The following is a 22090-nucleotide window of genomic DNA, read 5'->3' as shown; positions in this document are numbered from 1 at the left end:
GAGTTCAGCAACAACCCGAGTCGTCGGAAGCGCTGCTGCCACAGCAGCTGTCGCCGAGCAGGTTCGGTGCGGCCACCTCGACTCCGGCCCAGGTGGCGAGCTGGTTGCGATCGGGATAGCGGCCCGTCATCGCGGTGACGCCATCGACCAGAACCAACGGTAGGCCGCCGGATCCGGCGACCTGAAGAAATGCGCGCACGGTCTCGTTCTCGGCGAAGGAGCCCGGCTCGCTGGCCAGGTTGTAGCGGGTGACATCGCCGCCGCGGCCGGCGACGAAATCCAGGTCGGCGGAGAACATCACCAGTGCTTGATCCACATCCTCGCCGCAGACACCGGTCGCACAACACAGCGCGGGTTCGAATACTTCAACCTTGCTCATCGGACTGTCTCCTTCAGTTGGGCGAGAAGCTCGTTGACCCGGATCGCGATGTCATCGCGCACCAGGCGCATGCGTTCGATGCCGTCGATACCGCGCTCGGAGGGCTCGTCGGTGTCCCAGTTCTGGAATTCGGTGCCGGGGACGGGTTCCAGCCGTGCCTCACTGCCCAGAATCACGACCACGTCGACATCTCGAACACGCTGTGGATCGACCGGTTTCGGTGTCTCGCCGCTGATGTCTATCCCGACTTCGAGCAGACTCTCCGCCGAGAGTGCGTTGACCGCCGCAGCGGGTTTGGTGCCGGCGGAATATACGTCCACGTCGTCGCCGGCGAGTTGGCGCATCAGCCCGGCGGCCATCTGCGATTTGCCACCGTTCTTCGCGCAGACGAACAGCACGGCGGGTTTCCGGGTCACTTCTTCTCCTCGGTCACGGCGGGGGCCCGGTTCGTGAATCGCCCGCGCAGCGCCAGGGACACGTACACCAGGGCGACCAGCACGGGGACTTCGATGAGGGGGCCGACGACCCCGGCCAGCGCCTGGCCGGATGTCACACCGTAGGTGGCGATGGCCACCGCGATGGCCAGCTCGAAGTTGTTGCCGGCAGCGGTGAACGCCAGCGTCGTGGTGCGCTCGTAGCCCAGGCCTATCGCGGCTCCGAGGAGGAACCCGCCGCCCCACATGATGGCGAAGTAGGCCAACAGTGGCAGCGCGATCCGGGCGACGTCCCACGGGCTGGAGATGATCTGATCACCCTGCAGCGCAAAGAGGATCACGATGGTGAACAGCAGACCGTAGAGCGCCCACGGGCCGATCTTCGGCAGGAAGCGAGATTCATACCACTCACGGCCCTTGGCCTTTTCGCCGTACCGGCGGGTGAGGAAGCCGGCCACCAGAGGGATGCCGAGGAAGATGAGCACCGACTTGGCTATCTGCCACACCGACGTATCGATGGTGGTCTGCTCCAGGCCGAGCCAGCCCGGCAGCACGGAGAGATAGAACCAGCCCAGTGCCGCGAACATGAAGACCTGGAACACCGAGTTGATCGCCACCAGCAGCGCGGCGGCCTCCCGGTCACCACAGGCCAGGTCGTTCCAGATGATCACCATGGCGATGCAGCGGGCGAGGCCGACGATGATCAGTCCGGTGCGGTACTCGGGCAGGTCCGGGAGCATCAGCCACGCCAGTGCGAACATCAACGCGGGACCGAACACCCAGTTCAGTACCAGCGAGGACAGCAGCAGTTTGCGGTCGCCGGTCACCGAGTCGAGGCGGTCGTAGCGCACCTTGGCCAGCACCGGGTACATCATCACCAGCAGGCCGATGGCGATCGGGAGCGAGACGCCGTCGAGTTCCACGGCTCCGAGCGCATTGCCCAGGCCGGGAACGAGCCTACCGAGCAGCAGGCCGGCCACCATGGCGATGCCGATCCAGACGGGCAGCATGCGATCCAGCGCGGACAGTTTCTTGACCACCGGGGACTGATCGGCGGTGGTGGGGGTGGTGCTCATTGCACGGTCTCCTCGGCACAGGCATCGGATGGTGTGGGGGTTCCGCTCTCGACCTGCAGGATGATCGAAAGCTGGTGTAGTGCTTCGGGAATGGCCCGGTAGTACACCCACGAGCCGCGCCGCTGGCTGTCCAGGATTCCGGCGGAGCGAAGCACCTTGAGATGGTGGGAGATGGTCGGCTGGGAAAGATCGAACGTGCTGGAGATGTCGCAGACGCAGGCTTCGCCGCCGGCACTGCTGGCGATCAGGCTCAGCAGGCGCAGCCGGACCGGATCGCCGAGGGCCTTGAACATCTGGGCAAGTGGCGCACATGCGCTCTCGTCGAGTGCTGCGCGTCCGATGGGCGGGCCGACCTGAATCAGTGACAGCCACTTCGACATTTATCTATATTGACATCGATCGAATCCGGACACAACACACCGGGCCCGCGGCATACCTACGCGTGCACCGGCACCTCGAGCTCGGCGAGCAGGACGCGGACCCGTCGCTCGATCTCGTCGCGGATCGGCCTGACCGCGTCGACACCCTGGCCGTGCGGGTCTTCGAGCACCCACTCCTCGTAGCGGCGGCCCGGGAAGATCGGACAGGCATCGCCGCAACCCATGGTGATGATCGCGTCGGCTGCCTGCACGATCTCGTCCGTCCACGGCTTGGGGTACTCACGGGAGATGTCGATGCCCCGTTCGGCCATGGCGGCGACCGCGGCGGGGTTCACTTCGTCGCCGGGTTCAGAACCGCCCGACCATGCGACCGCGGCATCGCCGGCGAGGTGGGTGAAGAAGCCCAGCGCCATCTGCGAGCGGCCGGCGTTGTGGGTGCACAGGAACAGCACGATCGGCTTTCCGTCGTTGGCCTTGCCCTCGACCTTGGCCAGTGCGCGCAGGCGTTGGCGGGCGAAGCGCTCGGCGAGCAGGGGAAGAAAGTTGGGCACGCTGGCGCGGCCGGCGAACTGCTCGTAGGACGTGTGCAGGAACAGCTCGATCGTCTCGGTGCCGAACATGCTCTCGAAGTCCTTCTGAAGCCGTGTTGCGGCCGTCTTCAGGGCCAGTCGCTGGTCGATCGACAGGTCGTGACGCACGTGCGGATGGCTCTCGGTGATGTTGTCGCTCATGTGCTTCTCCCGAATCAGAGGGGTTGGAGGGTGGGTGTGAGGCGGTCGATGCGGTCGGTGAGTTCGTGCACCGCGTCGTCGAAAGCGGCCGGCAGGGCGGTCCGTGCAGGATCGCGGATCGACCAGTGGATGCGGGTGAGCGCGGGCGGCAACTCTTCGTGAGCGTTGTCGCACACCGCGATCACGAGATCCGACGGAGTCAGAATCTCGTCGAGATGCCGGGGTGTGGTCGGACGCAGGTCGAGGTTGTTGCGCCGCGCCGCGTCCACGGCGCCGGGGTGTACCTGCCGGGCCGGTTGTGTGCCGGCCGAGGTGGCCGGCACTGGGCTGTGCCGGTTCCAGATGGCCGCGGCCAGCTGGCTGCGAGCGGAATTCTGGGTGCACACGAAGACCACGCGATGTGCCCGATGGCTCACCGACGGAACCAGGGTCTCGAGCGCGGCGTGATTGAGCCTGAGATACATGCGTCGGCGGTCGGCCTCCGAGCGGGACCTCTCGACGACACGAGCGCGCTCCAGCACCTTCAGGTGGTGCGCCAACAGGTTGGAGGGCATCGACAGCATTGCCTGCAGTTCGGACGGTGAGGCGTCGGCGCCGAGCAGGTGATCGACGATGGCCAGTCGTGCCGGATCGGCGAGCGCGCCGAACACGGCAACCCGGTCAATAGTCCCGTTCAACTCAGTAGACATTGACTCAATCAGTACTGAGTCAATTCGCTGGTGTCAACACCTCGGGCGTGTTCTTCCCGGTCGGCCCTTGTCGGTTCATCTCTCGTTCACCATCCATAGGGCATCGGTTCACGGGCGGCCCCTAGGTTCACAGCCGAGCGGCGAAAGATCTGCTCGACGCGACATGCGTTTCCTCCCCCCATATCCGTATCTGAAGGAGCTTCGTGAAGGCCAAACGAACTGGTGCCGCGCTGAGCATGTTGGCCGCCGGTACCCTGCTGCTGTCCGCGTGTGGAAGCGACAACAACGCCTCTTCGTCGGGGTCGGGAGACACCGGTTCTGCTCCGGCCGGCGATTGCGGCGGCAAGGAAGCACTGAAGGCCAGTGGTTCATCTGCGCAGGCCAATGCCATGACGCGCTTCATCAACGCCTACGAGAAGGACTGCCCCGGGTTCACGCTGAACTACACCTCCAGTGGTTCGGGTGCCGGTGTGTCGGAGTTCCTCGGCGGACAGACCGACTTCGGCGGCTCCGACTCGCCGCTGAGCGCGGACAAGGGTGAGTACGAAAAGGCCAAGGAGCGTTGCGGCGGCAGTGACGCCTGGAATCTGCCGGCAGTGTTCGGCCCCATCGCCATCACGTACAACGTCGAAGGCGTCGACGGCCTGGTGCTCGACGGCCCGACCGCGGCGAAGATCTTCAACGGCACCGTCAAGACCTGGGACGCCCCGGAGATCGCGGCCCTGAACGAAGGCGTGACGCTGCCCGCACAACCCATCAATGTGGTCTTCCGCAGCGATGAGTCCGGAACCACCGACAACTTCCAGAAGTACCTGGACGCGGCGTCCGCCGGTGCGTGGGGCAAGGGTGCCGGCAAGTCGTTCGCCGGTGGAGTCGGTGAAGGCGCCAAGGGCAACGAGGGCACCTCGGCCGCCATCGGCAGCACCCCGGGCTCGATCACCTACAACGAATGGTCGTTCGCCAAGGCCCAGAACCTGTCGATCGCCAAGATCATCACGTCGGCGGGTCCGGAGCCGGTTGAGCTCAGCACGGAGTCTGCCGGCGTCGCCATCGACGGCGTCAAGTTCAAGGGCGAGGGCAACGACCTGGTGCTCGACACCACGACGTTCTACACCCCGACCGAGCCGGGTTCCTACCCGATCATGCTCGCCGCGTACGAGATCGTCTGCTCGGAGTACCCCGATCCCGAGGTGGCCACCGCGGTCAAGGCGTTCATGCACTCGGCGCTCGGCAACGGGCAGACCGGGCTTGAGGACAACGGCTACATCCCGGTGCCCGAGGCGTTCAAGACCCGCCTGACCGAGGCCGTCGATGCCATCAACGCGACCAGCTAAGTAGCCACATCAGACATGGCCGTGACACCGGACTCGACCGCGGTGAGCTCGTCGGCAACCCCGACGAGCTCACCGCAGATCGGGGATAATCCCCAAATGCCCACCACACCCATGAAGGAGTCGGCGTTGAAGCGGGGTGAGGGGCGCTGGGGAGACAAGATCTTCAAGTCCATCGCCATCGCGGCCGGCGCCACCATCATCGGGGCAATCGCGTTGATGGCGCTCTTCCTCATCATCAAGGCGGTCCCGTCGCTGCAGGCCAACCAGGCCAACTTCTTGTTCAGCACCGAGTTCCTGACCAGCGATTCGGACAATCTGCGCTTCGGCATCCGTGATCTGTTCATGGTGACGGTGCTCAGCTCGGTGTTCGCCTTGGTCATCGCCGTCCCCATTGCCATCGGGATCGCGGCCTTCCTGACCAATTACGCGCCCAAGCAGCTGGCGCGGCCGTTTGCGATGCTGGTCGATCTGCTGGCGGCGGTGCCCTCGATCGTCTTCGGTCTCTGGGGCATCTTCGTGCTGGCGCCGTGGCTCACCCCGGTGGCCACGTTCCTCAACGAGAACCTCGGTTGGTTCTTCCTGTTCTCCCAGGGCAACGTGTCGCTGGCCGGAGGCGGAACCATTTTCACCGCGGGCATCGTGCTCGCAGTGATGATTCTGCCGATCATCACCTCGGTGACTCGCGAGGTTTTCGCGCTGACCCCCCGCGGTCACGTGGAGGCCGCGCAGGCCCTCGGTGCCACCAAGTGGGAAGTCATCCGGATGACGGTGTTCCCGTACGGGCGCAGCGGAATGATCGCGGCGTCCATGCTGGGCCTGGGCCGCGCGCTGGGTGAGACGATCGCCATCCTGATCATCCTGCGCACCGCCGCGCAGGCGGGCAGCTGGTCGCTGTTCGACGGCGGTTACACGTTCGCATCCAAGATCGCCTCGGCCGCAGCGGAGTTCAGCGCTCCGCTACCGACAGGTGCATATATCGCCGCCGGATTCGTGCTCTTCGCGCTGACCTTCGTGGTCAACGCGCTGGCGCGGGCCGCGGCCGGCGGAAGGGTCAGTGGAGGATGACGGTCACATTCGACGAGTCGGTGAAGGCACCCACCTTCCACCCACTCAGCGCCAGCCGCAAGATCAAGAACAACGTCGCGACAACGCTGTTCACCGCGTCGTTCGTGGTCGCCATGATCCCACTGGCGTGGCTGCTCTACACCGTGCTGTCCAAGGGTTTCACCGCGATCATCTCCTCGACCTGGTGGACCAACTCCCTTGCCGGCGTGCTGCCGGAAGAGATGGCCGGCGGCGTGTATCACGCGATCTACGGCACCGTGATCCAGGCGGCCATCGCCGCGGTGCTGTCGGTGCCGCTGGGTGTGATGGCGGCGGTGTACCTGGTCGAGTACGGCCGTGGCCGGTTCGCCAAGGTCACCACGTTCATGGTCGACATCCTGGCCGGTGTGCCATCGATCGTGGCCGCACTCTTCATCTTCGCACTGTGGATTTCCACGCTGGGCTTCGAGCAGAGCGCCTTCGCCGTCTCGCTGGCCCTGGTGCTGTTGATGCTGCCGGTGGTTGTGCGCAACACCGAGGAGATGCTGAAGCTGGTCCCCGACGAACTGCGCGAAGCGTCCTACGCGTTGGGCATTCCGAAGTGGAAGACCATCGCGCGGGTCGTGGTGCCCACGGCCTTGCCGGGCATGCTCAGTGGCATTCTGCTGGCGCTGGCCAGGGTGATGGGCGAGACGGCGCCGGTGCTGGTGCTGGTCGGTTACAGCCGTTCCATCAACATGGACGCACTGGAGGGCAACATGGCCTCGCTGCCGCTGTTGATCTTCACGGAACTGATCAACCCGGAAGCGGCTGGCGCGCTGCGGGTCTGGGGCGCGGCTCTGACCCTCATCCTGATCATCGCAGCGCTGTATCTGGGCGCCGCATTCGTCAACCGATACCTGACACGGAACCGAGTTTAGGAGCCTCATGGCCAAGCGGCTGGATCTCAAAGATCTCAATATCTACTACGGCAACTTCCATGCGGTAGCCAACGTGGGGCTCTCGGTGATGCCGCGCAGCGTGACGGCCTTCATCGGACCGTCCGGGTGTGGCAAGTCGACGGTGCTGCGCACCCTGAACCGCATGCACGAGGTCATCCCCGGCGCGCGCGTCGAGGGTTCGGTGCTGCTCGACGGGGAGGACATCTACGCCTCGGGCATCGACCCGGTGAGTGTCCGCAAGACCATCGGCATGGTGTTCCAGCGGCCGAATCCGTTCCCCACCATGTCGATTCGCGACAACGTGGTGGCAGGCCTGAAGCTGCAGGGGGTGCGCAAGAACCTCGACGAGGTCGCCGAGCGTTCGCTCAAGGGTGCCAACCTGTGGAACGAGGTCAAGGACCGCCTCGACAAGCCCGGCGGCGGGCTTTCCGGCGGCCAGCAGCAGCGTCTGTGCATCGCCCGCGCCATCGCGGTGCAGCCCGATGTGCTGCTGATGGACGAGCCGTGTTCGGCGCTGGATCCGATCTCGACGCTGGCGATCGAGGACCTGATCTCCGAGCTCAAGCAGGATTACACCATCGTGATCGTGACGCACAACATGCAGCAGGCCGCCCGGGTCAGCGATCAGACCGCGTTCTTCAACTTGGAGGCGACGGGCAAGCCGGGCATGCTCGTCGAGATCGACGAGACCGAGAAGATCTTCTCCAACCCCACCCAGAAGGCCACCGAGGACTACATCTCCGGCCGCTTCGGCTGAGCAGAATCCCGCTGCGCGGCATCGGCCAAGAGGCCGGTGCCGCGCACTGCTTTCCCGGCACCGAGTGCGCCGCAACGACAAAGGCCGATCCCCCGCGTGGGGACCGGCCTTCGTCGTATGCGGCTGCGGGCTACTGGGGTTCGGCGAGGTTGTCCTCGGGAAGTTCGCCCGTGGCGGTGAAGATCACCCGGCGGGCTACCTCGACGGCGTGGTCGGCGAAGCGCTCGTAAAAGCGGCTCAGCAACGTCACATCGACGGCTGCGGTGACGCCGTACTTCCAGTCCTTGTCCATCAGCACCGTGAACAGGTGGCGATGCAGATCGTCCATCGCGTCGTCTTCTTCGCGGATCCGGGAGGCCTTCTCCGGGTCCAGGGTCTCCAGCACCTCTTGCGCGCTGCGACTCAATTCGACTGCCACACGACCCATTTCGGCGAAGTACCCGTTGACCTCCTCGGGCAGCGCGTGCTGCGGGTGGCGGCGACGGGCGATCTTGGCGACGTGCAGGGCGAGCGCACCCATCCGGTCGACATCGGCGACGATCTGGATCCCGCTGACGATCGCGCGCAGATCTCCGGCAACCGGACCCTGCAGGGCCAGCAGCAGGAATGCGGCTTCCTCTGCGCGGGCGCTGATCTCGCTGATACGGTCGTGGTCGGTGATGACCTGTTCGGCGAGCGCCAGATCGGCCTGCAGCAGGGATTGGGTCGCACGCTCCATGGCCACGCCGGCCAGGCCGCACATCTCGCCGAGTTGATCGGTCAAGGAAGACAGCTGTTCTTGATACGCAGTACGCATGCACTTACCTTACGGTTGCCGGGCCCGAAGGTCACGATGCCACAGATGAACGAACGGTGAATGCCCTTCGTGTGCGGGACCGAACTATTCGCAGGTGGTGTCGGCGGCGTTGGTGACGGTGAGATCCTCGGGGAGTTCGGTGGTCGGCGAGCTACTGGTTCCGCGCACCATGTGCACCTGCACCGGCGATCCGCTCGGCGAAGGCGGGGTCACGGAGCTGAAATCGGAGCCGAGCACCACCCGCACCACGTCGCCCATCCCCGTCACCCGCTCGATGGTGGCGTTGTCGAATGACGATGCCACGGTCGCGGCGGCTTGCTCGTTGCCCGGCGAGAAGAACACCGTCGTCGAGCTCAGCGGGCCGGGGTAGTCGTCAGGGGTGTCGATGTTGAATCCGTGTTGCTGCAACACATCGGCCGCATTGCTGGCCAGTCCGGATTCGCCGGTCGAATTCGACACCCGCACCGTGACCGCGCCGGGTTCGGTGGCCACCGCGTCGACCAATTCGCCGTCCGCGTCGGCCGATGACGTTGAGCCGCTGCCGGATTCGTGTGTGTCGGGCACCGGGGTGTTGTCCGCGTTGCGCTCCTCGGGCAGCGGATCATCGTTGATGATCGCCTCGAACAGCGCGGCCATGTCGTCGACCCGGGGCTGCTCATTGCCGTAGTCGTCGGCGTACCCGGTGGTGGGTACCGTGACGAAGGTGATCCGGCCGGCGTTCACACCCTGCACGGACTGGCCGAGGTCGACGAGATCCTTGGTCCTGATGTTGTCGACGAAACTGTCCTCGATGAACATGTTGACGACGTTGTTGAGCTTGCTGAGGCTGAAGAACACCTCTTTGGAGATCAGGGAGCGCAGCAGCGAGGACAGGAACAGCTGCTGGCGCTTGATACGGCCGTAATCGCCGTTGACCTCGGTGGTCACCTGGCGGGCGCGCACGTAGTTCAGTGCGGTATGTCCGTCGACCATCTGCCGGCCCGGGTTGGCCAGCACGGTGCCCAGTTCGTAGTCCTCCAGCGGGGTGGTGCTGCACACCTCGACGCCGCCGAGCGCGTCGACCATCTTGGCGAAGCCGGTGAAGTCGACGGCCATGAAGCGGTTGACCGACAGGCCGGAGAGCTTCTGGATCACCTTCACCAGGCACTTGGGTCCGCCCACGGCGTAGGCGGAGTTCAGCTTGGTCTCGGTCCAGGCCTCGTCCATGCCGTACATCGGAGATTCTTCGTCGGTGATCGGCCCGTAGACCCCGGTCTCGGGATCCCACGGTTCGCACTTGATCGGTGTGATCGCCAGATCTCGCGGGAACGACACGGCGACAACACGTTTGCGGTCAGCCGGAATGTTGACCAGCATGATGGTGTCCGACCGGGCGCCTGCCGCGTCATCGGTGGTGCCCGCGCCCACCTCACTGTTCTGGCCGATGCGGGTGTCGGTGCCGACGATCAGGAAGTTCTCGTCGCCGAACTGGGCGTTGGGGTCGACGATATCGCGCGAATTGGGGTCCAGCGCGGACACCTGGTTGAGGCTGTTGTTCTTCATCGACTGCCATTGCCAGGCGCCGCCGGTGAGCGCCAGCGCACACACCGCGATCAGGGCGGCGGCCACCCGGCCGACGGTGCGGGCTCGATGATGCTGCACCGGCGCCGGGCGCGAGGTGTGCAGGGGGCGCGGCGGCCGGACCGCCGCCAGGTCGGGCAGTTCCGCGGCGTATGCCGAGGGCACGTGCATGACCTCGGTGACGGGCTCGGCCGGGTCGCGCCGGATCGGGTCATCGGACGCGGAGGGCGCGAAGATCACGGCGTCGACCGGTTCGACCGGGTCGGTGATCTCGGCGGCACTCTCGGGGGCGGGTGTTTCGTCGTCCTCGTCGGGGTCCGCCCGGCGCCGTTTACGGCCGGTGCCGGTGGGCTGGTCGGCCGCCAGTTTGGCGATCAGGTCGGCGACGGTGACGCCGTCGGTGTGATTGCCCGTCGCGGTGTCCGGCGGAGCGGACTGCTGAGCGCGTTCCCACGGCGTGGCGCCTGGTGTCGATCGTGGGGATCGGGTAAGCCATTGATTGTCCCCCCCGGGCGCGCGGTCGGGCCGGTCAGGAGTGGCGTTATCGCCGTCACTCATGTCCTACCGGCCTTTGGCTCGTGGGGTCGTGCGCGCCGTTGCACACGTTCTCATCGGTGCTTAATGAAAAGCTGCTGCTAATCCTTTTAGCAGCACTGCACGTGGCTCCGCCACCGGAGCCCGGTCAGGTGGCCTTTCATCGTACTGAGACAACCTGAGAGTCCGACAGCGCGATGACATGACGGAGCGGTCTCGGGAGCATCTCGGAAGAGTCAGCCGCCGGAGTTCATCACGTCCGCGCCGGTGGGCACCGTCAGGTCGTCGGGATCATCGAGCCAGCCCTGCGGAAGGCTGACCGATCCGGGGGAGCCTTGGCGGCCGCGTGGCCCGCCCGCGACCTCCGGGAACGGCACCTCCGCGTCGAGTTCACCGAGCAGCGCGTCGAGCTCACGCATGGTCTTGACCAGTGCCAATGCCCGACGCAGGTCGGCACCGGCGGGGAAGCCGTGCATGTACCAGGCGACATGTTTGCGGATGTCCCGCATGCCCTTGTCCTCACCGAAATGGGCCGAGAGCAACTCGCCGTGGCGGCGCACGATATGGGCGACCTCACCGAGCGTCGGTGGGGTCGCGATCGGGCGCCCGTTGAAGGCCGCCGACAGTTCGGCGAACAGCCATGGCCGGCCCAGGCAGCCGCGGCCGATGACGACTCCGTCACACCCGGTCTGTTCCATCATCGCGAGCGCGTCGGCGGCGTCGAAAATATCGCCGTTGCCGAGCACCGGGATGGTGGTCACGTGCTGCTTGAGCGCCGCGATCTGGCTCCAGTCGGCGGTCCCCGAATACCGCTGTGCGGCGGTTCGGGCGTGCAGTGCCACGGCCGCTGCACCCTCGGACTCGGCGATGCGGCCGGCGTCCAGGTGGGTGTGGTGGTCGTCGTCGATGCCGATCCGGAACTTCACCGTGACCGGGATATCGGTGCCCTGTGTCGCCCGTACGGCGGCCGCGACGATCTTGCCGAACAGCTTGCGCTTGTACGGGATCGCGGACCCGCCGCCGCGCTTGGTGACCTTGGGGACGGGGCAGCCGAAGTTCATGTCGATGTGGTCGGCCAGATTCTCGTCGACGATCATCTTGGCCGCCGCGTAGGTGGTGTCCGGGTCCACGGTGTAGAGCTGCAGCGACCGCGGCGACTCGTCGGGCGCGAAGGTCGTCATGTGCATGGTCACCGGGTGCCGCTCGACGAGGGCGCGCGCGGTCACCATCTCGCAGACGTAGAGTCCGCTGACGGTGCCGGCCCGGGCGACCTTGAGTTCACGGCACAGCGTGCGGAACGCGACATTTGTCACACCCGCCATCGGCGCCAGCACGACCGGGCTGCGCAACGCGAGCGGCCCGATCTGTAAGCCAGACCGGGCCGTTTCGCTGGGTGCTGGGGCTAGGAGGCTGCCGATGATGTCACCAACAGGTTCTTCATGGCCTTCTTCTCGGCGACCTTGCGCTCGCGTTCCAGGCGACGTTCCTTGGCCACCTCGAACTTCACGCAGGTCTCCTCGAGCTCCTTGACCAGCTCGCCGAGGTCGTCACGCAGCCGGGCGCCCTCGCCGGTGAAATCCTCACGTTCGAAGATGCGCCACTTCTTGAGCACCGGCATCACGACGTCCTCGAGGTGGATGCGCGGGTCGTACACGCCGCCGACGGCGATGGTGACGGCCTTTCGGCGGAACTCCGGCACGGTGTACCCGGGCATCTTGAAGTTGCGCAGCACCCGGTGCAGGGACTTCATCGCCTGGTTGGGCACCATGTCCAGACCGGCGGCGCTGACGTCGCGGTAGAAGATCATGTGCAGGTTCTCATCGGCGGAGATCCGGCCCAGCAACTGATCGGCGACGGTTTCTTCGCAGGCCTTGCCGGTGTTGCGGTGCGAGACGCGGGTGGCCAGTTCCTGGAAGGTCACGTAGACCACGGAGTCGAACAGCGTGGACGCGAACAGGTCGCCCTGCTGGTTCTGGCCCGGAGAGAAGCCACGGGTGACCTGCTCGACGCGCAACTCTTCGAGCTCGACGGGATCGATGGCGCGGGTGACCAGCAGGTAGTCGCGCAGCGCGATCCCGTGCCGGTTCTCCTCGGCGGTCCAGCGGTTCACCCACCAGCCCCACGGGCCGTCCATGGTGAAGTTCATCGCGATCTCGCGGTGATAGGAGGGCAGATTGTCCTCGGTCAGCAGGTTCTGCACCATCGCGGTCTGGGCGACCTCGGAGAGCTTGGACTGCTCGGGGTGCCAGTCCTGCCCGCCCAGGGCGTAGAAGTTCTTGCCGTCCGACCAGGGGATGTAGTCGTGCGGATTCCAGTCCTTGCGCATGGCGAGGTGCCGGTTGATGTTCTTCTCGACGACAGGTTCGAGCTCGCGCAGCAATTGCACGTCGGGTAGGTCTTGCGACACGTTCACTCCCAGTTATCTGTACCTGTTGGTAGCACTCAATATATCTGTGCCCCCTAGTGACATCAAGTTACGCCGCCTGTGCGTCTGGTAACGGTTCCACATCGACCCGAGGCGCTCCCGCTGGCAAAGGCTCAGCGCACGGTAGCGCGGCTGAGCAGCATGTCGGTGCAATAGTCGACGAACTGCTCGCGCGTGGCTGCCAGCCTGCCGTTCAGGTAGGCGGTGAACAACGCCGTCAGTGCTCCGACGAGGCCGGTCGCGACCATCGCCTGCAAAGCCGGATCGGTGATCTCGGTGAGCTTGTGCTGCAGCAGCGCGATGAAGTTGGGCATCCATTCCGCGCCGGACTTGGTGAGCACCGGTTCCCGCTCGGGGGCCAGCAGCAGCACCCGGCCGCGGCTCGGATCGTCGACCATCAGCGCCACGAACGCCTCGACGGCGTCACGGGGCGTCTGCGAGGACAGCAGCGCCTTCATCGCGGTGCTGCACACGTCGTCGTAGACGGCGCGCACGAATTCGTCGCGGTCGGTGAAGCTCTCGTAGAAATACCGCTCGGTGAGGCTCGCTTGGCGGCAGACCGCGCGCACCGTCAGCGCCGGGCCGGACGCCCCGCCGAGCAGGGTCACCCCGGCTGCGATGAGTTCACCGCGCCGCAGTGTCTGGCGATCCTGCAGGGGAACGCCGGACCATCGACCGCGTCGTTGACCGGACGGCACATCACTCCTAAGCTGCGTAGTGACAACGAGTGTAGTCAGAATTGTTTCTGACCGGGACGGGAAGTTCGCCAGTGACTCAAGATACGTCCGAGACGTGCCCGGTGACCAGCGCATCCGCCGAGGTGGCGGCGGGTTGCCCCGTCAGTTCCGGCGGCTACGACGCCCCCGCGATGCCGCTCGGGCCGGACTCGCTGACCTGGAAATACTTCGGCCAGTGGACGGGCCTGTTCCAGGGCACCTGGGCCGGGTCGATGCAGAACATGCACCCACAGCTCGGCGCGGCGGTCGAAGAACACTCCATCTTCTTCATCGAGCGGATCCCGCGGCTGCTGCGCTCGATCTACCCGATCGGCGGCGTGGTCTTCGACGGCGACCGCGCGCCCAAGACCGGCGCCGAGGTCCGCGACTACCACATCGGTATCAAGGGTGTGGACAAGCAGGGGCGCCGCTACAGCGCGCTGAATCCCGACGTCTTCTACTGGGCGCACGCCACGTTCTTCAAGTCCACCCTGCTGGCCGCCGAGAAGTTCGGTGGCGGGATCTCGCTGGCCGACAAGCGTCAACTGTTCGACGAGCACGTCGCCTGGTACCGGATGTACGGGATGAGCATGCGGCCGGTGCCGAACTCCTGGGAGGAGTTCGAGCAGTACTGGGATCACATGTGCCGCAACGTGTTGGAGAACAACTACGCCGCACGCGAGGTCATGGACCTGTCGACCATGCCCAAACATCCCTCGCTGCAGTGGATCCCGGACCCGCTGTGGGCGCTGAACCTGAAGGTTATGCAACGCTTCCTGACGTTCATGACCGTCGCCCTCTACGACCAGCCGGTGCGTGACCTGATGGGCTACACGTGGACGCCGCGCCAGCAGTTTTTGCACGACCGGCTCTGCGGCGTCATCACGCTGGCCACCAAGGTGCTGCCCAGGCGCTCGCTGATGCATCCGCGCAAGCGTTCCGCGGTGGACCGGGCCTCGGGCCGGCTGCCCGCGGATTCCCCGCTGGTCCAGACGCCCGCGCGCAACCTGCCGCCCATCGAGTACCGGGACAGCCCGAACTTCTACTGCCCCAAGGTCGGCTAGCCGCACGGGCTACCGTAGGGCCCATGCAGGGGCCCGTAATCCTCGGCGGCCGCTACGAACTGCGGGGGATGCTCGGCCGCGGCGGTATGGCCGAAGTCCACGAAGGCTGGGACACCCGACTCGGCCGCGCCGTCGCGATCAAGTTGATGTACCCGGCGCTGGCCGCGCAGCCCGAGAACCGCCGCCGTTTCGAGGTCGAGGCGCGGGCCGCGGCCCGGCTCAGCCACCCCCACATCGTCGCGGTGCACGACAGCGGTGAGCACGATGGCACGCCGTACATCGTCATGGAGCGCCTGAGCGGCCGCACCGTCGCCGACACGATCGCGCAGGGACCGATGCCCCTGCCACAGATCCGCACACTCCTCGACGATGTGCTCTCCGCGTTGTCGGCGGCGCACGCCGCCGGTGTCCTGCACCGCGACATCAAGCCGGCCAACATCCTGCTGACCGACGACGGTGTGCCCAAGGTCGCCGACTTCGGCATCGCGAAGAGCCCGGAATCCAGCCACACCATGACCGGTCTGGTGGTCGGCACGCTGGGCTACCTCAGTCCGGACCGACTCGCCGGGCGGCCCGCGACGGCTGCCGACGATCTGTACGCGGTCGGAGTGCTGGCCTTCGAGGCGCTCACGGGGCGCGTCCCCGGGCCGCAGGACAATCTGGCCGCGCTGCGACCGGATATCGACCAGGGGCTGGCGTCGGTCGTGCAGCGCGCCACCGCGGCGGACCCGCGGGCCCGGTTCGCCGGTGCCGACCAGATGCGGGCCGCCCTGACTGCGGCGCGGCCCCAGACGCTGTTTCTGGACCAGCCGCTGCCCGATCCGGGCACCGCGTACGTGCCGGTGCCGACGCCCCGCAGTAACCGCCGAAAGCTGATGGGTATCGCCGGGGCGCTGCTGGCAATCGTCGTGCTCGTCGTCGCCTTCGTGGTGGACACCGCGTCGCGTTCGGGGACGCCCACGCCGGTGACGACCACCACGCAGACCCCCACCACGACCACCGCGGTACCGGCGCCCACGCCCACCGCCACGACCACGCCGGTGGATCAGCAGCAGCCGGCTCCGACGCGGGGACGCGGCAACGGTGAAGAGAAAAGGGGTGAGAACGGCAAGGGGCCGAAGCCCAAGCGCGGTGATGACGGATGAGGCGCACTGTGGTGCCCCCACCAGGGCTCGAACCTGGGACCTGCGGATTAAAAGTCCGTAGCTCTACCAACTGAGCTATAGGGGCGTGGTGCAAAAGGATACTGGGCGGCCCTCCCGGACGGATGGGGGTATCCGGTTTGGGATTTCGCAGGGCCGTGTCCTAAGCTATCGAAGCTTCCAACGTCACCGGCGTTGAGAGCGGCCCGAAGAAATTCGGATAGGCCCCCATCGTTTAGCGGCCTAGGACGCCGCCCTTTCACGGCGGTAGCACGGGTTCGAATCCCGTTGGGGGTACGGCGCGACGGTGGTGACACACCGGAGCGAAGCAGTAAAGAGCAAGGCCCTGTGGCGCAGTTGGTTAGCGCGCCGCCCTGTCACGGCGGAGGTCGCGGGTTCGAGTCCCGTCAGGGTCGCCATTTCGGCGAGGTATTCCGGTCGCAAGGCCGGAGCCTTCCGGCCAGGTAGCTCAGTTGGTACGAGCGTCCGCCTGAAAAGCGGAAGGTCGCCGGTTCGATCCCGGCCCTGGCCACCACGAATTCTCACGGCACCGTTGCGCCCACCTCCACCTTGGCGACAAACGGCGACGTCATGGCCCGCACCAGTGCGCTGTAGCCGACACCGAAGTCGATCTCGTCGCCGACCACGGCCTCATGATCTCCGAGGTCGACCACCAGATGATCGCTGCTCATTCCCAGGATCGTGATGCCCGGGGGAGGCCGCAGACCGTCCGGGTCCACGTCCTGGCGACCGAGAGCCAGGATCGCCTGATGCACGGTCCCGCTGCCGGTGCGTACCGGAGCCTCTCCAAACGCCGCCTGGGCGCGCTCGCCCCAGGGCTGCGCCGGTTTCACGGCGACCTCGATGATCTCGGCGGTCAGGGTGAAGATGTCGGTGTGCAGGCCGGGGATCGGGGTCCGGTCCAGCGGATCGACACCGAGCAGGATGGCTTCGCCGAGTCGGAGCTCGTCGATCCGGCCGACATCACGGGTGTGCAGAGCCCAATTCAGGTTCGCCGAGTTGCCCCCGGACACGACGCCGAGCGAGATGCCGTGCCGTGCCTCGATCTCGTCGACGAGCCGGGTCAGGACGCCCATGTTCCGGTCATCGGGGACCACGCCGTTCTGGCAGGCGAGGTTCGCCCCGAGCCCGGCCAGGCGCAGCGACGAGTGGTCGAGGACGGCGCGCACCGCCTCCGGGACGTCGTCGAGCGAGATGCCCTCACGAAGGTCGCCGAGTTCGACCACCAGCACCACGGCGTGCATCCGCTTCTGCTCGGCCGCGGCCTGATCGAGCGCCGTCAGGACGACGGCCTCGGTGTTCAGGCTGATGTCGGCGGTCCCGACCACCGATGCCACCTGGCTGAGCATGGGTGAGCGGATCAACGTGCGCAGCGGCCATCGGTCGAGTCCGGCCAGCCGGGCCAGGTTCTCCACCCGGGAATCACCGAGGCCGCCGGCCCCGCCGCGCAGCATCGCCGCACCGACTGCCGGGGAACCCAGCACGGCCTTGGTGACCCCGGTGACCCGGATGCCCGACACGTGGAGCCGGTCGACGAGGGTCCGGGTGTTCTGTTCGACCTTGTCGAGATCGGTCTCGATGCGAAGCGTCACACGGGGGTGATCGCTGCGAGCGCGGGCAGGCCGGCCAGCACCATATCGACAAGATCGGACGCGGGGCGCGTCAGGGGATCGGTGACGGGCAGTCCGAGCTGCGAATGATGTTCGGAGATGGCGGTATTCAGCTCGTCCTCGGTCATCTGCTCGTGGTTGATCGTGACCCCGATGACGCGGGTGTCGGCGAACGCCTCGATCAGGGCGATCTCGCTCGCCGCGGTCGGCATCGCCACCATCGGGAAGTCGCCGAGCACCGCGCGCTTGGGCGCGTGCTGCACGATCACCGCGGCGGGGCGGCTGCCGCGCAGGATATGCGCCGATGTCAGGTACGCGGGATGGCTCAGTGCGCCCTGGCCCTCGACCACGATCACGTCCGGGTCTTCGCCCTCGAACGCGGCGACGACCTGGTGCTCGACCTCGCCCGAACAGAACTGGGGGACCAGCGCATCGAGTGCGACGCCGTACTTCCCGCCCTGGATCAGGGTGGTCTGACCGGTGCCGACCATGACCGCCTTGATGCCGTGCGCGTTGAGCGCCTGGACCAGCAGGGTGGCCGTGGTGCGCTTGCCGATCGCCCCGTCGGTGCCCAGGATCGCGATCCGGGGGCAGGTGACGTCGAAGATCCGGCCGGAGAACAGGTGCAGGTCACGTTTGGCTTTGGGCCGGCGCACGTCGGTGATGGTGATGCCGGCGATCACGGCTGCCGCCGCGAACTCGGGATCGTCGTTGAGGAACTCGTGCAGGCCGTTGATGATGTGCATGCCGCGGGCGATACCGTCGAGCAGCACGATTCGTTGCCGGCCGGACAGCAGGCCGTCGGCGGGTGCCAACCCACAGATCAGGTAGTCCGGCACGTGTCCGGCGTGCGCGATGGACTCGGCGAGTGAGGCCAGCACCGGGATGCCGTTCGGGGTGCCGTCGAGGAGTTTTCCGGCATCCGCACCGGCCCGAAGGCTGTCGATGACGCTGAGGATCTGGTACTTCTCCGAGTGCCGGACCAGGCCGTTGGCGGTTTTGCCGTCCTGCTCGCCGAACTGGCCCTCGCAGTAGACGATCGCCGTGTCACCGGCAGGCAGTGCGAAGGGCGGTGCGGGAAGGATGGACTCGCTCGGCTGAAACGCATCGAGAGACGGGGTTCCACTGGTACGCGAAGACATGAGTTCCTCTGAGAAGTCCCAGAGAAGGCGACGCAATCGAGGCGGGGCGTTCTAGCCCGACGTTCAACGAAGTGGTCTGCCCTGAGGGCCGGCAATATTACCGACGTGTTAACGACGATACCTGACCGGCGCTGACGCTCCTGCCGGTGCGACCGGATGCCTAATTGTCAGTTCCGTAACATTCGCCCCACTGATCACGATCAAGTTCACGTGTCGCACTCATTCGGGGATGAAAAGCGCAGTCGTCTGAAGGCCGTCATCGGCGCCGTGCTCGTCGCCTTGGCGTTCGCGTGCGCGGCGGCGCCGCACGCCGCCGCCCAGCCCGCGGGCAAGGATTTCACCAAGCCCGCCATCGTGATCCTGGGCTACGGGCTCACCCCCGACGGTTGGATGCGCCCGATCCTCTACACCCGGGTGTTGACCGGACTGGCCGTCGCACAGGCCTTTCCGCAGTCCCCGATCATCGTCACCGGTGGCAACCCGAAGAACGGTCGCACGGAGGCCGGCGAGATGCGCAACCTGCTGCGCCTGCTCGGTTTCCCGGCGAACCGGATCATCGTCGAGGACAAGGCCAACAGCACGGTCCAAAACGCCCAGTTCTCGGTACCGCTGGCCGAGAAGGCCGACACCACGGGGATCATCCTGGTGACGTCCTCGACCCATCAGGGTCGCGCCGACGGCAACTTCGCCGACGCGGGCGGCAACATGCTGGCCACCGTCAGCTTCCCGGACGGCAATCCGCAGACCAACATCACCCAGTTCATCCGCGACGTGCTCAGCCCGCTGACCCCCATCGGCTGAGCCGTTCTAAGGTGGCCGGGTGACGACGGACGCTGCCACCGGGGACTTCCGGGCCCGCCTGCTGGCGGCGTTCGAGGCCTCGATCGCCGAGGACGGCTACGCCAAGACGACGATCGCGGACATCGTGCGCCGGGCCCGGACCTCGCGCCGGACGTTCTATGAGCACTTCTCCAGCAAGGACGAATGCTTCATGGCGCTGCTCGCCGAGGCCAACGCCGAACAGGTCCGGTCCATCGCCGGTGCCGTCGACCCTGAGGCGCCCTGGCAGCAGCAGGCCCGCCAGGCCATCGAGGCGTGGATCGCCTCGGGAGAGTCCCGGCCCGACCTCACCCTGAGCTGGATCCGTGACGGCCCCTCGCTCGGGGCGGCGGGCCGCGAGCTCACCCGGGAGTCCATGGAGCATTTTGTCGACATGGTCACCGCACTGATGGACAGCGCACAGTTCCGCGCCGCCGGGATCGGCCCGGTGTCGCGGCAGCGGATCATCATGCTGCTCGGCGGCCTGCGCGAACTCACCGCCATCACCGTCGAGAACGGCGGGAAGATGAGCGATATCACCGAGGAAGCCGTCGACGCGACCATCGCGCTGTTCGCCCCGCGCTGAATCAGGCCGTCGCGCGGGCCCGCTCGTACAACTGCGGGTCGTGCGCGCTGATCACCATCAGCTCCGGGCCGCCGGCGGCCGCCAATTCGGCCAGCCGGGTGTGGTTCGCGCGCACCAGCTTCCTGTCGAAGGCGAGCATGCTCTCGCTGGCGGACAGCACCCGCGGAATCGGTCGCCCGTCGAGGGTGCCGTGGTGATAGAACGAGTCGCCGGCGTGCAGTATCCAGCGGTGGCCGGCGTCGACCGCCACGCACGCGTGTCCGCGGGTGTGCCCGGGCAGCGGCACCAGCACGACACCGTCGAGAAGCTCTGTTGCCGAAGCGAATCCGCGCCAACTCTCGCCGCCGGGTCCGTGTTCGACAAGCCGCGGGCCGTGTTCCCATTGGATGCTGCGATAGCGGATGCGTTCACGCCAGGACGGCGCGTGCACCGCACCCTGGGCCTCGGCGGCGGTGACGTGCACCAGCGCGGCCGGGAAGTCGGCAAGCCCGCCGATGTGGTCGAGATCGAAGTGGGTCAACACGATATGACGCACATCGTCACGGCGGAACCCCAGCTTCTCGATCTGCCGCGCGGCAGTCTCCGCGGCGTCCAGAACCGGAAACAGGCTGTGCCGCAACGGGCCGAGGCGTTGCCGTGGGCCGGCGCAGTCGAGCAGACCGAAGCCGGAGTCGACGAGCACCAGCCCGTCGGCGCTCTCCACCAGTAGTACGTGGCATACCAGCGGGGCCGTCGGTACCCGCATGCTGCCGCAATTGAGGTGATGGACCTTCATCGCGCATCCTCCAGTCGCGCCGCCAGCAGGGCGTGGATCTCCTTGTGGCAGGCCGCCAGATCGACGTCGCCGTCGAGCAGTGTCTGCAGTGCGACGCCGCGCAACATACCGACGATCACGGTGGCCAGTCCCTCAGGGTGTACCGAGGAGGTGAGTTCGCCGTTGTCGATGCCGCGTTGCAGGCTGTCGGCGATGGCCGCCCGGAACTCCCGGTCGGCGGCGATCATCGCTGGGCGCAGATCCGATGAGGCGCTCGCGACGGCATCCGCCCACAGTGCCAGCCGGGCCCGATTGGCCGGCTGCGGATCGGCCAGTACCGACATGTACACCTCGACCAGCCGGAGTCCCTCGTCGAGCGCCGAATGTGATTCGCCGGCAGGGGGAACCGCTTCCCTGAACTGGGTGGTGACGCTGTCGACCAGCCGCTGCATCAACGCGCCCTTGGACCCGAAATGATGGGTGGCCAGGCCGCGGCTGTAGCCGGCGCGCTCACCGACATTGGCCAGCGTCACCCCGGCGGGCCCGATCTCTCCGACCAGTTCGGCGGCTGCGAGGATGAGCCGCTGCTCGGCCTCACCGCGGCGTTCCTCCTGGGTGCGACGGCTCGTGGTGTCCGTCATGCCCCGGCGAAGGCCAGTAGTTCGGGCCGCCCGATCTGCTGAACCAGGCTCGCCGAGTCGAAGTAGATGCGCTCGTTGACGATTCGCTCATCCTCGAAGAAAAACACCGCGATGATGGGCACGCGGAACTCCTTGCCGGTGGGTGGGAGCCCGTAGAACTCGCCGAGATTGGTCCCCAGCAAATCGAATTCGACGATGACGGTGTCGTCGGCGACGTGGAATCGAGCATTGGCGTGCCGCTGGTCGGGGAACGCGGTCCGGGTGGTGCGGTAGTAGCCCATCACTTCGTCATCGCCGTCGAACACCTGGCCGGTGGCCATGATCTCGTAGTGTGGGCGGCCCTGTGATGCTGATTTGAAGGTTTGCAGGGTCTGGTCGAAGTCGTGGGTGACCTCGGTGTCCATGTGTTCCCGGATCACCGCCAGTCGGCGTTGCCGCAACTCCTCGGTGATCATGGCGTTCCTCCATTGCTACTAGCTTGTTGACCAACAAGTTAGTGGCGCGGGATCGTCGTT

Annotated in this window: 22 protein-coding genes, 4 tRNA genes and 1 pseudogene; 11 read left to right on the top strand and 16 right to left on the bottom strand. The window is 66.4% G+C overall.

Translation table 11 applies throughout. From position 1 onward, the window contains the following. Positions 1–4: 4 nt before the first annotated feature. The 5 genes and pseudogenes from arsD to C6A86_RS24410 all read right to left on the bottom strand — a co-directional run bounded on the left by arsD (position 5) and on the right by C6A86_RS24410 (position 3689). Positions 5–379, bottom strand: coding sequence for an arsenite efflux transporter metallochaperone ArsD (arsD, locus tag C6A86_RS24435; RefSeq protein ID WP_105364841.1), 375 nt, complete (start codon positions 377–379; stop codon positions 5–7). Continuing rightward, positions 376–1889: pseudogene (gene arsB / locus C6A86_RS24425) on the bottom strand (ACR3 family arsenite efflux transporter). The gene arsD and the pseudogene arsB overlap by 4 nt, the downstream one beginning before the upstream one ends. Then, on the bottom strand, positions 1886–2269 hold the full coding sequence (locus tag C6A86_RS24420; protein ID WP_105364843.1) for a metalloregulator ArsR/SmtB family transcription factor: 384 nt from the start codon (positions 2267–2269) through the stop codon (positions 1886–1888). Before C6A86_RS24420 ends, arsB begins: the two are co-directional and overlap by 4 nt. A gap of 56 nt (positions 2270–2325) precedes the next feature. Further along, positions 2326–3000 (bottom strand): arsenate reductase ArsC, encoded by a 675-nt coding sequence (locus C6A86_RS24415; protein ID WP_105364844.1) that lies wholly within the window; start codon positions 2998–3000, stop codon positions 2326–2328. 14 nt (positions 3001–3014) lie between these two features. After that, positions 3015–3689 carry a helix-turn-helix domain-containing protein gene (locus C6A86_RS24410; protein ID WP_105364845.1) on the bottom strand — a complete coding sequence of 225 codons (675 nt, stop codon included), beginning with the start codon at positions 3687–3689 and terminating at the stop codon, positions 3015–3017. Positions 3690–3892: 203 nt separating this feature from the next. Between C6A86_RS24410 and pstS the strand changes: the two genes are divergently transcribed. The 4 genes from pstS (at position 3893) to pstB (ending at position 7765) form a co-directional block, all read left to right on the top strand. Then, entirely contained in the window at positions 3893–5023 is a 1131-nt protein-coding gene (pstS, locus tag C6A86_RS24405; protein ID WP_105364846.1) for a phosphate ABC transporter substrate-binding protein PstS, read from the top strand. Positions 5024–5119: 96 nt separating this feature from the next. Continuing rightward, positions 5120–6088 (top strand): phosphate ABC transporter permease subunit PstC, encoded by a 969-nt coding sequence (pstC, locus tag C6A86_RS24400; protein ID WP_105364847.1) that lies wholly within the window; start codon positions 5120–5122, stop codon positions 6086–6088. After that, positions 6085–6987, top strand: a complete 903-nt coding sequence (pstA, locus tag C6A86_RS24395) for a phosphate ABC transporter permease PstA (protein ID WP_105364848.1) — start codon at positions 6085–6087, stop codon at positions 6985–6987. Before pstC ends, pstA begins: the two co-directional genes overlap by 4 nt. A gap of 7 nt (positions 6988–6994) precedes the next feature. After that, on the top strand, positions 6995–7765 hold the full coding sequence (gene pstB / locus C6A86_RS24390) for a phosphate ABC transporter ATP-binding protein PstB (RefSeq protein ID WP_105364849.1): 771 nt from the start codon (positions 6995–6997) through the stop codon (positions 7763–7765). 130 nt (positions 7766–7895) lie between these two features. On the opposite strand, the gene phoU is transcribed toward pstB, so the two are convergent. The 5 genes from phoU to C6A86_RS24365 form a co-directional block, all read right to left on the bottom strand. Continuing rightward, complete coding sequence (gene phoU, locus C6A86_RS24385) at positions 7896–8561, bottom strand: phosphate signaling complex protein PhoU (protein ID WP_105364850.1); 666 nt, start codon at positions 8559–8561, stop codon at positions 7896–7898. An 84-nt stretch (positions 8562–8645) separates the two neighbouring features. Further along, positions 8646–10679: an LCP family protein gene (locus C6A86_RS24380; protein ID WP_105364851.1), complete on the bottom strand. Its 2034-nt coding sequence runs from the start codon at positions 10677–10679 to the stop codon at positions 8646–8648. A gap of 212 nt (positions 10680–10891) precedes the next feature. Then, positions 10892–11977 carry a tRNA dihydrouridine synthase DusB gene (gene dusB / locus C6A86_RS24375; protein ID WP_396834217.1) on the bottom strand — a complete coding sequence of 362 codons (1086 nt, stop codon included), beginning with the start codon at positions 11975–11977 and terminating at the stop codon, positions 10892–10894. A gap of 80 nt (positions 11978–12057) precedes the next feature. Next, positions 12058–13062: an acyl-ACP desaturase gene (locus C6A86_RS24370; protein WP_105364866.1), complete on the bottom strand. Its 1005-nt coding sequence runs from the start codon at positions 13060–13062 to the stop codon at positions 12058–12060. A 131-nt stretch (positions 13063–13193) separates the two neighbouring features. After that, a complete protein-coding gene (locus C6A86_RS24365) occupies positions 13194–13778 on the bottom strand; it encodes a TetR/AcrR family transcriptional regulator (protein ID WP_105364853.1) in 585 nt (194 codons plus the stop codon). 71 nt (positions 13779–13849) lie between these two features. On the opposite strand from C6A86_RS24365, the gene C6A86_RS24360 reads away from it, so the two are divergent. Next, positions 13850–14860, top strand: a complete 1011-nt coding sequence (locus tag C6A86_RS24360) for an oxygenase MpaB family protein (protein WP_105364854.1) — start codon at positions 13850–13852, stop codon at positions 14858–14860. 23 nt (positions 14861–14883) lie between these two features. Further along, on the top strand, positions 14884–16005 hold the full coding sequence (locus tag C6A86_RS24355; protein ID WP_105364855.1) for a serine/threonine-protein kinase: 1122 nt from the start codon (positions 14884–14886) through the stop codon (positions 16003–16005). 9 nt (positions 16006–16014) lie between these two features. On the opposite strand, the gene C6A86_RS24350 is transcribed toward C6A86_RS24355, so the two are convergent. Then, positions 16015–16090 (bottom strand) — tRNA-Lys (locus C6A86_RS24350). A gap of 136 nt (positions 16091–16226) precedes the next feature. On the opposite strand from C6A86_RS24350, the gene C6A86_RS24345 reads away from it, so the two are divergent. From C6A86_RS24345 to C6A86_RS24335, 3 genes are all read left to right on the top strand, one after another. Next, positions 16227–16299, top strand: a tRNA-Glu gene (locus C6A86_RS24345). A 45-nt stretch (positions 16300–16344) separates the two neighbouring features. Beyond that, positions 16345–16421: transfer RNA gene (locus C6A86_RS24340), tRNA-Asp, on the top strand. 39 nt (positions 16422–16460) lie between these two features. Then, a tRNA-Phe gene (locus C6A86_RS24335) sits at positions 16461–16537 on the top strand. 7 nt (positions 16538–16544) lie between these two features. On the opposite strand, the gene C6A86_RS24330 is transcribed toward C6A86_RS24335, so the two are convergent. Together C6A86_RS24330 and C6A86_RS24325 are read right to left on the bottom strand one after the other, a co-directional pair. Beyond that, positions 16545–17615 carry an alanine/ornithine racemase family PLP-dependent enzyme gene (locus C6A86_RS24330; protein ID WP_105364856.1) on the bottom strand — a complete coding sequence of 357 codons (1071 nt, stop codon included), beginning with the start codon at positions 17613–17615 and terminating at the stop codon, positions 16545–16547. Beyond that, positions 17612–18775 carry a DUF1611 domain-containing protein gene (locus C6A86_RS24325; RefSeq protein WP_199196310.1) on the bottom strand — a complete coding sequence of 388 codons (1164 nt, stop codon included), beginning with the start codon at positions 18773–18775 and terminating at the stop codon, positions 17612–17614. Before C6A86_RS24325 ends, C6A86_RS24330 begins: the two co-directional genes overlap by 4 nt. A gap of 210 nt (positions 18776–18985) precedes the next feature. Here C6A86_RS24325 and C6A86_RS24320 point away from each other — a divergent pair, with 210 nt between their 5' ends. Next, positions 18986–19576, top strand: coding sequence for a YdcF family protein (locus C6A86_RS24320; protein ID WP_396834213.1), 591 nt, complete (start codon positions 18986–18988; stop codon positions 19574–19576). A gap of 19 nt (positions 19577–19595) precedes the next feature. Beyond that, positions 19596–20180 carry a TetR/AcrR family transcriptional regulator gene (locus C6A86_RS24315; RefSeq protein ID WP_105364858.1) on the top strand — a complete coding sequence of 195 codons (585 nt, stop codon included), beginning with the start codon at positions 19596–19598 and terminating at the stop codon, positions 20178–20180. A 1-nt stretch (position 20181) separates the two neighbouring features. On the opposite strand, the gene C6A86_RS24310 is transcribed toward C6A86_RS24315, so the two are convergent. Genes C6A86_RS24310 through C6A86_RS24300 form a run of 3 tightly spaced genes read right to left on the bottom strand, consistent with a single transcriptional unit; the run spans position 20182 to position 22030 of the window. Further along, the gene (locus C6A86_RS24310) at positions 20182–20955 is read right to left on the bottom strand and encodes an MBL fold metallo-hydrolase (protein ID WP_105364859.1); all 774 of its coding nucleotides are present in this window, start codon (positions 20953–20955) and stop codon (positions 20182–20184) included. Beyond that, the gene (locus tag C6A86_RS24305) at positions 20952–21575 is read right to left on the bottom strand and encodes a TetR/AcrR family transcriptional regulator (RefSeq protein WP_105364860.1); all 624 of its coding nucleotides are present in this window, start codon (positions 21573–21575) and stop codon (positions 20952–20954) included. Before C6A86_RS24305 ends, C6A86_RS24310 begins: the two co-directional genes overlap by 4 nt. Next, positions 21572–22030, bottom strand: coding sequence for an ester cyclase (locus C6A86_RS24300; protein WP_105364861.1), 459 nt, complete (start codon positions 22028–22030; stop codon positions 21572–21574). Before C6A86_RS24300 ends, C6A86_RS24305 begins: the two co-directional genes overlap by 4 nt. Positions 22031–22090: the final 60 nt, after the last annotated feature.

This window comes from Mycobacterium sp. ITM-2016-00316, from assembly GCF_002968335.2.
Taxonomy (GTDB): domain Bacteria; phylum Actinomycetota; class Actinomycetes; order Mycobacteriales; family Mycobacteriaceae; genus Mycobacterium.
The sequence above is the reverse complement of the archived record's forward strand: the minus strand, read 5'-3'. Positions and strand labels throughout refer to the sequence as shown.

Coding starts and splice junctions, on each gene's coding strand:
- C6A86_RS24415 (WP_105364844.1), bottom strand. CDS start 3,000: ATGAGCGACAACATCACCGAGAGCCATCCGCACGTGCGTCACGACCTG.
- C6A86_RS24420 (WP_105364843.1), bottom strand. CDS start 2,269: ATGTCGAAGTGGCTGTCACTGATTCAGGTCGGCCCGCCCATCGGACGC.
- C6A86_RS24310 (WP_105364859.1), bottom strand. CDS start 20,955: ATGAAGGTCCATCACCTCAATTGCGGCAGCATGCGGGTACCGACGGCC.
- pstB (WP_105364849.1), top strand. CDS start 6,995: ATGGCCAAGCGGCTGGATCTCAAAGATCTCAATATCTACTACGGCAAC.
- arsD (WP_105364841.1), bottom strand. CDS start 379: ATGAGCAAGGTTGAAGTATTCGAACCCGCGCTGTGTTGTGCGACCGGT.
- C6A86_RS24410 (WP_105364845.1), bottom strand. CDS start 3,689: ATGTCTACTGAGTTGAACGGGACTATTGACCGGGTTGCCGTGTTCGGC.
- phoU (WP_105364850.1), bottom strand. CDS start 8,561: ATGCGTACTGCGTATCAAGAACAGCTGTCTTCCTTGACCGATCAACTC.
- C6A86_RS24305 (WP_105364860.1), bottom strand. CDS start 21,575: ATGACGGACACCACGAGCCGTCGCACCCAGGAGGAACGCCGCGGTGAG.
- pstC (WP_105364847.1), top strand. CDS start 5,120: ATGCCCACCACACCCATGAAGGAGTCGGCGTTGAAGCGGGGTGAGGGG.
- C6A86_RS24300 (WP_105364861.1), bottom strand. CDS start 22,030: ATGATCACCGAGGAGTTGCGGCAACGCCGACTGGCGGTGATCCGGGAA.
- C6A86_RS24325 (WP_199196310.1), bottom strand. CDS start 18,775: ATGTCTTCGCGTACCAGTGGAACCCCGTCTCTCGATGCGTTTCAGCCG.
- dusB (WP_396834217.1), bottom strand. CDS start 11,977: ATGGCGGGTGTGACAAATGTCGCGTTCCGCACGCTGTGCCGTGAACTC.
- C6A86_RS24380 (WP_105364851.1), bottom strand. CDS start 10,679: ATGAGTGACGGCGATAACGCCACTCCTGACCGGCCCGACCGCGCGCCC.
- C6A86_RS24355 (WP_105364855.1), top strand. CDS start 14,884: ATGCAGGGGCCCGTAATCCTCGGCGGCCGCTACGAACTGCGGGGGATG.
- pstA (WP_105364848.1), top strand. CDS start 6,085: ATGACGGTCACATTCGACGAGTCGGTGAAGGCACCCACCTTCCACCCA.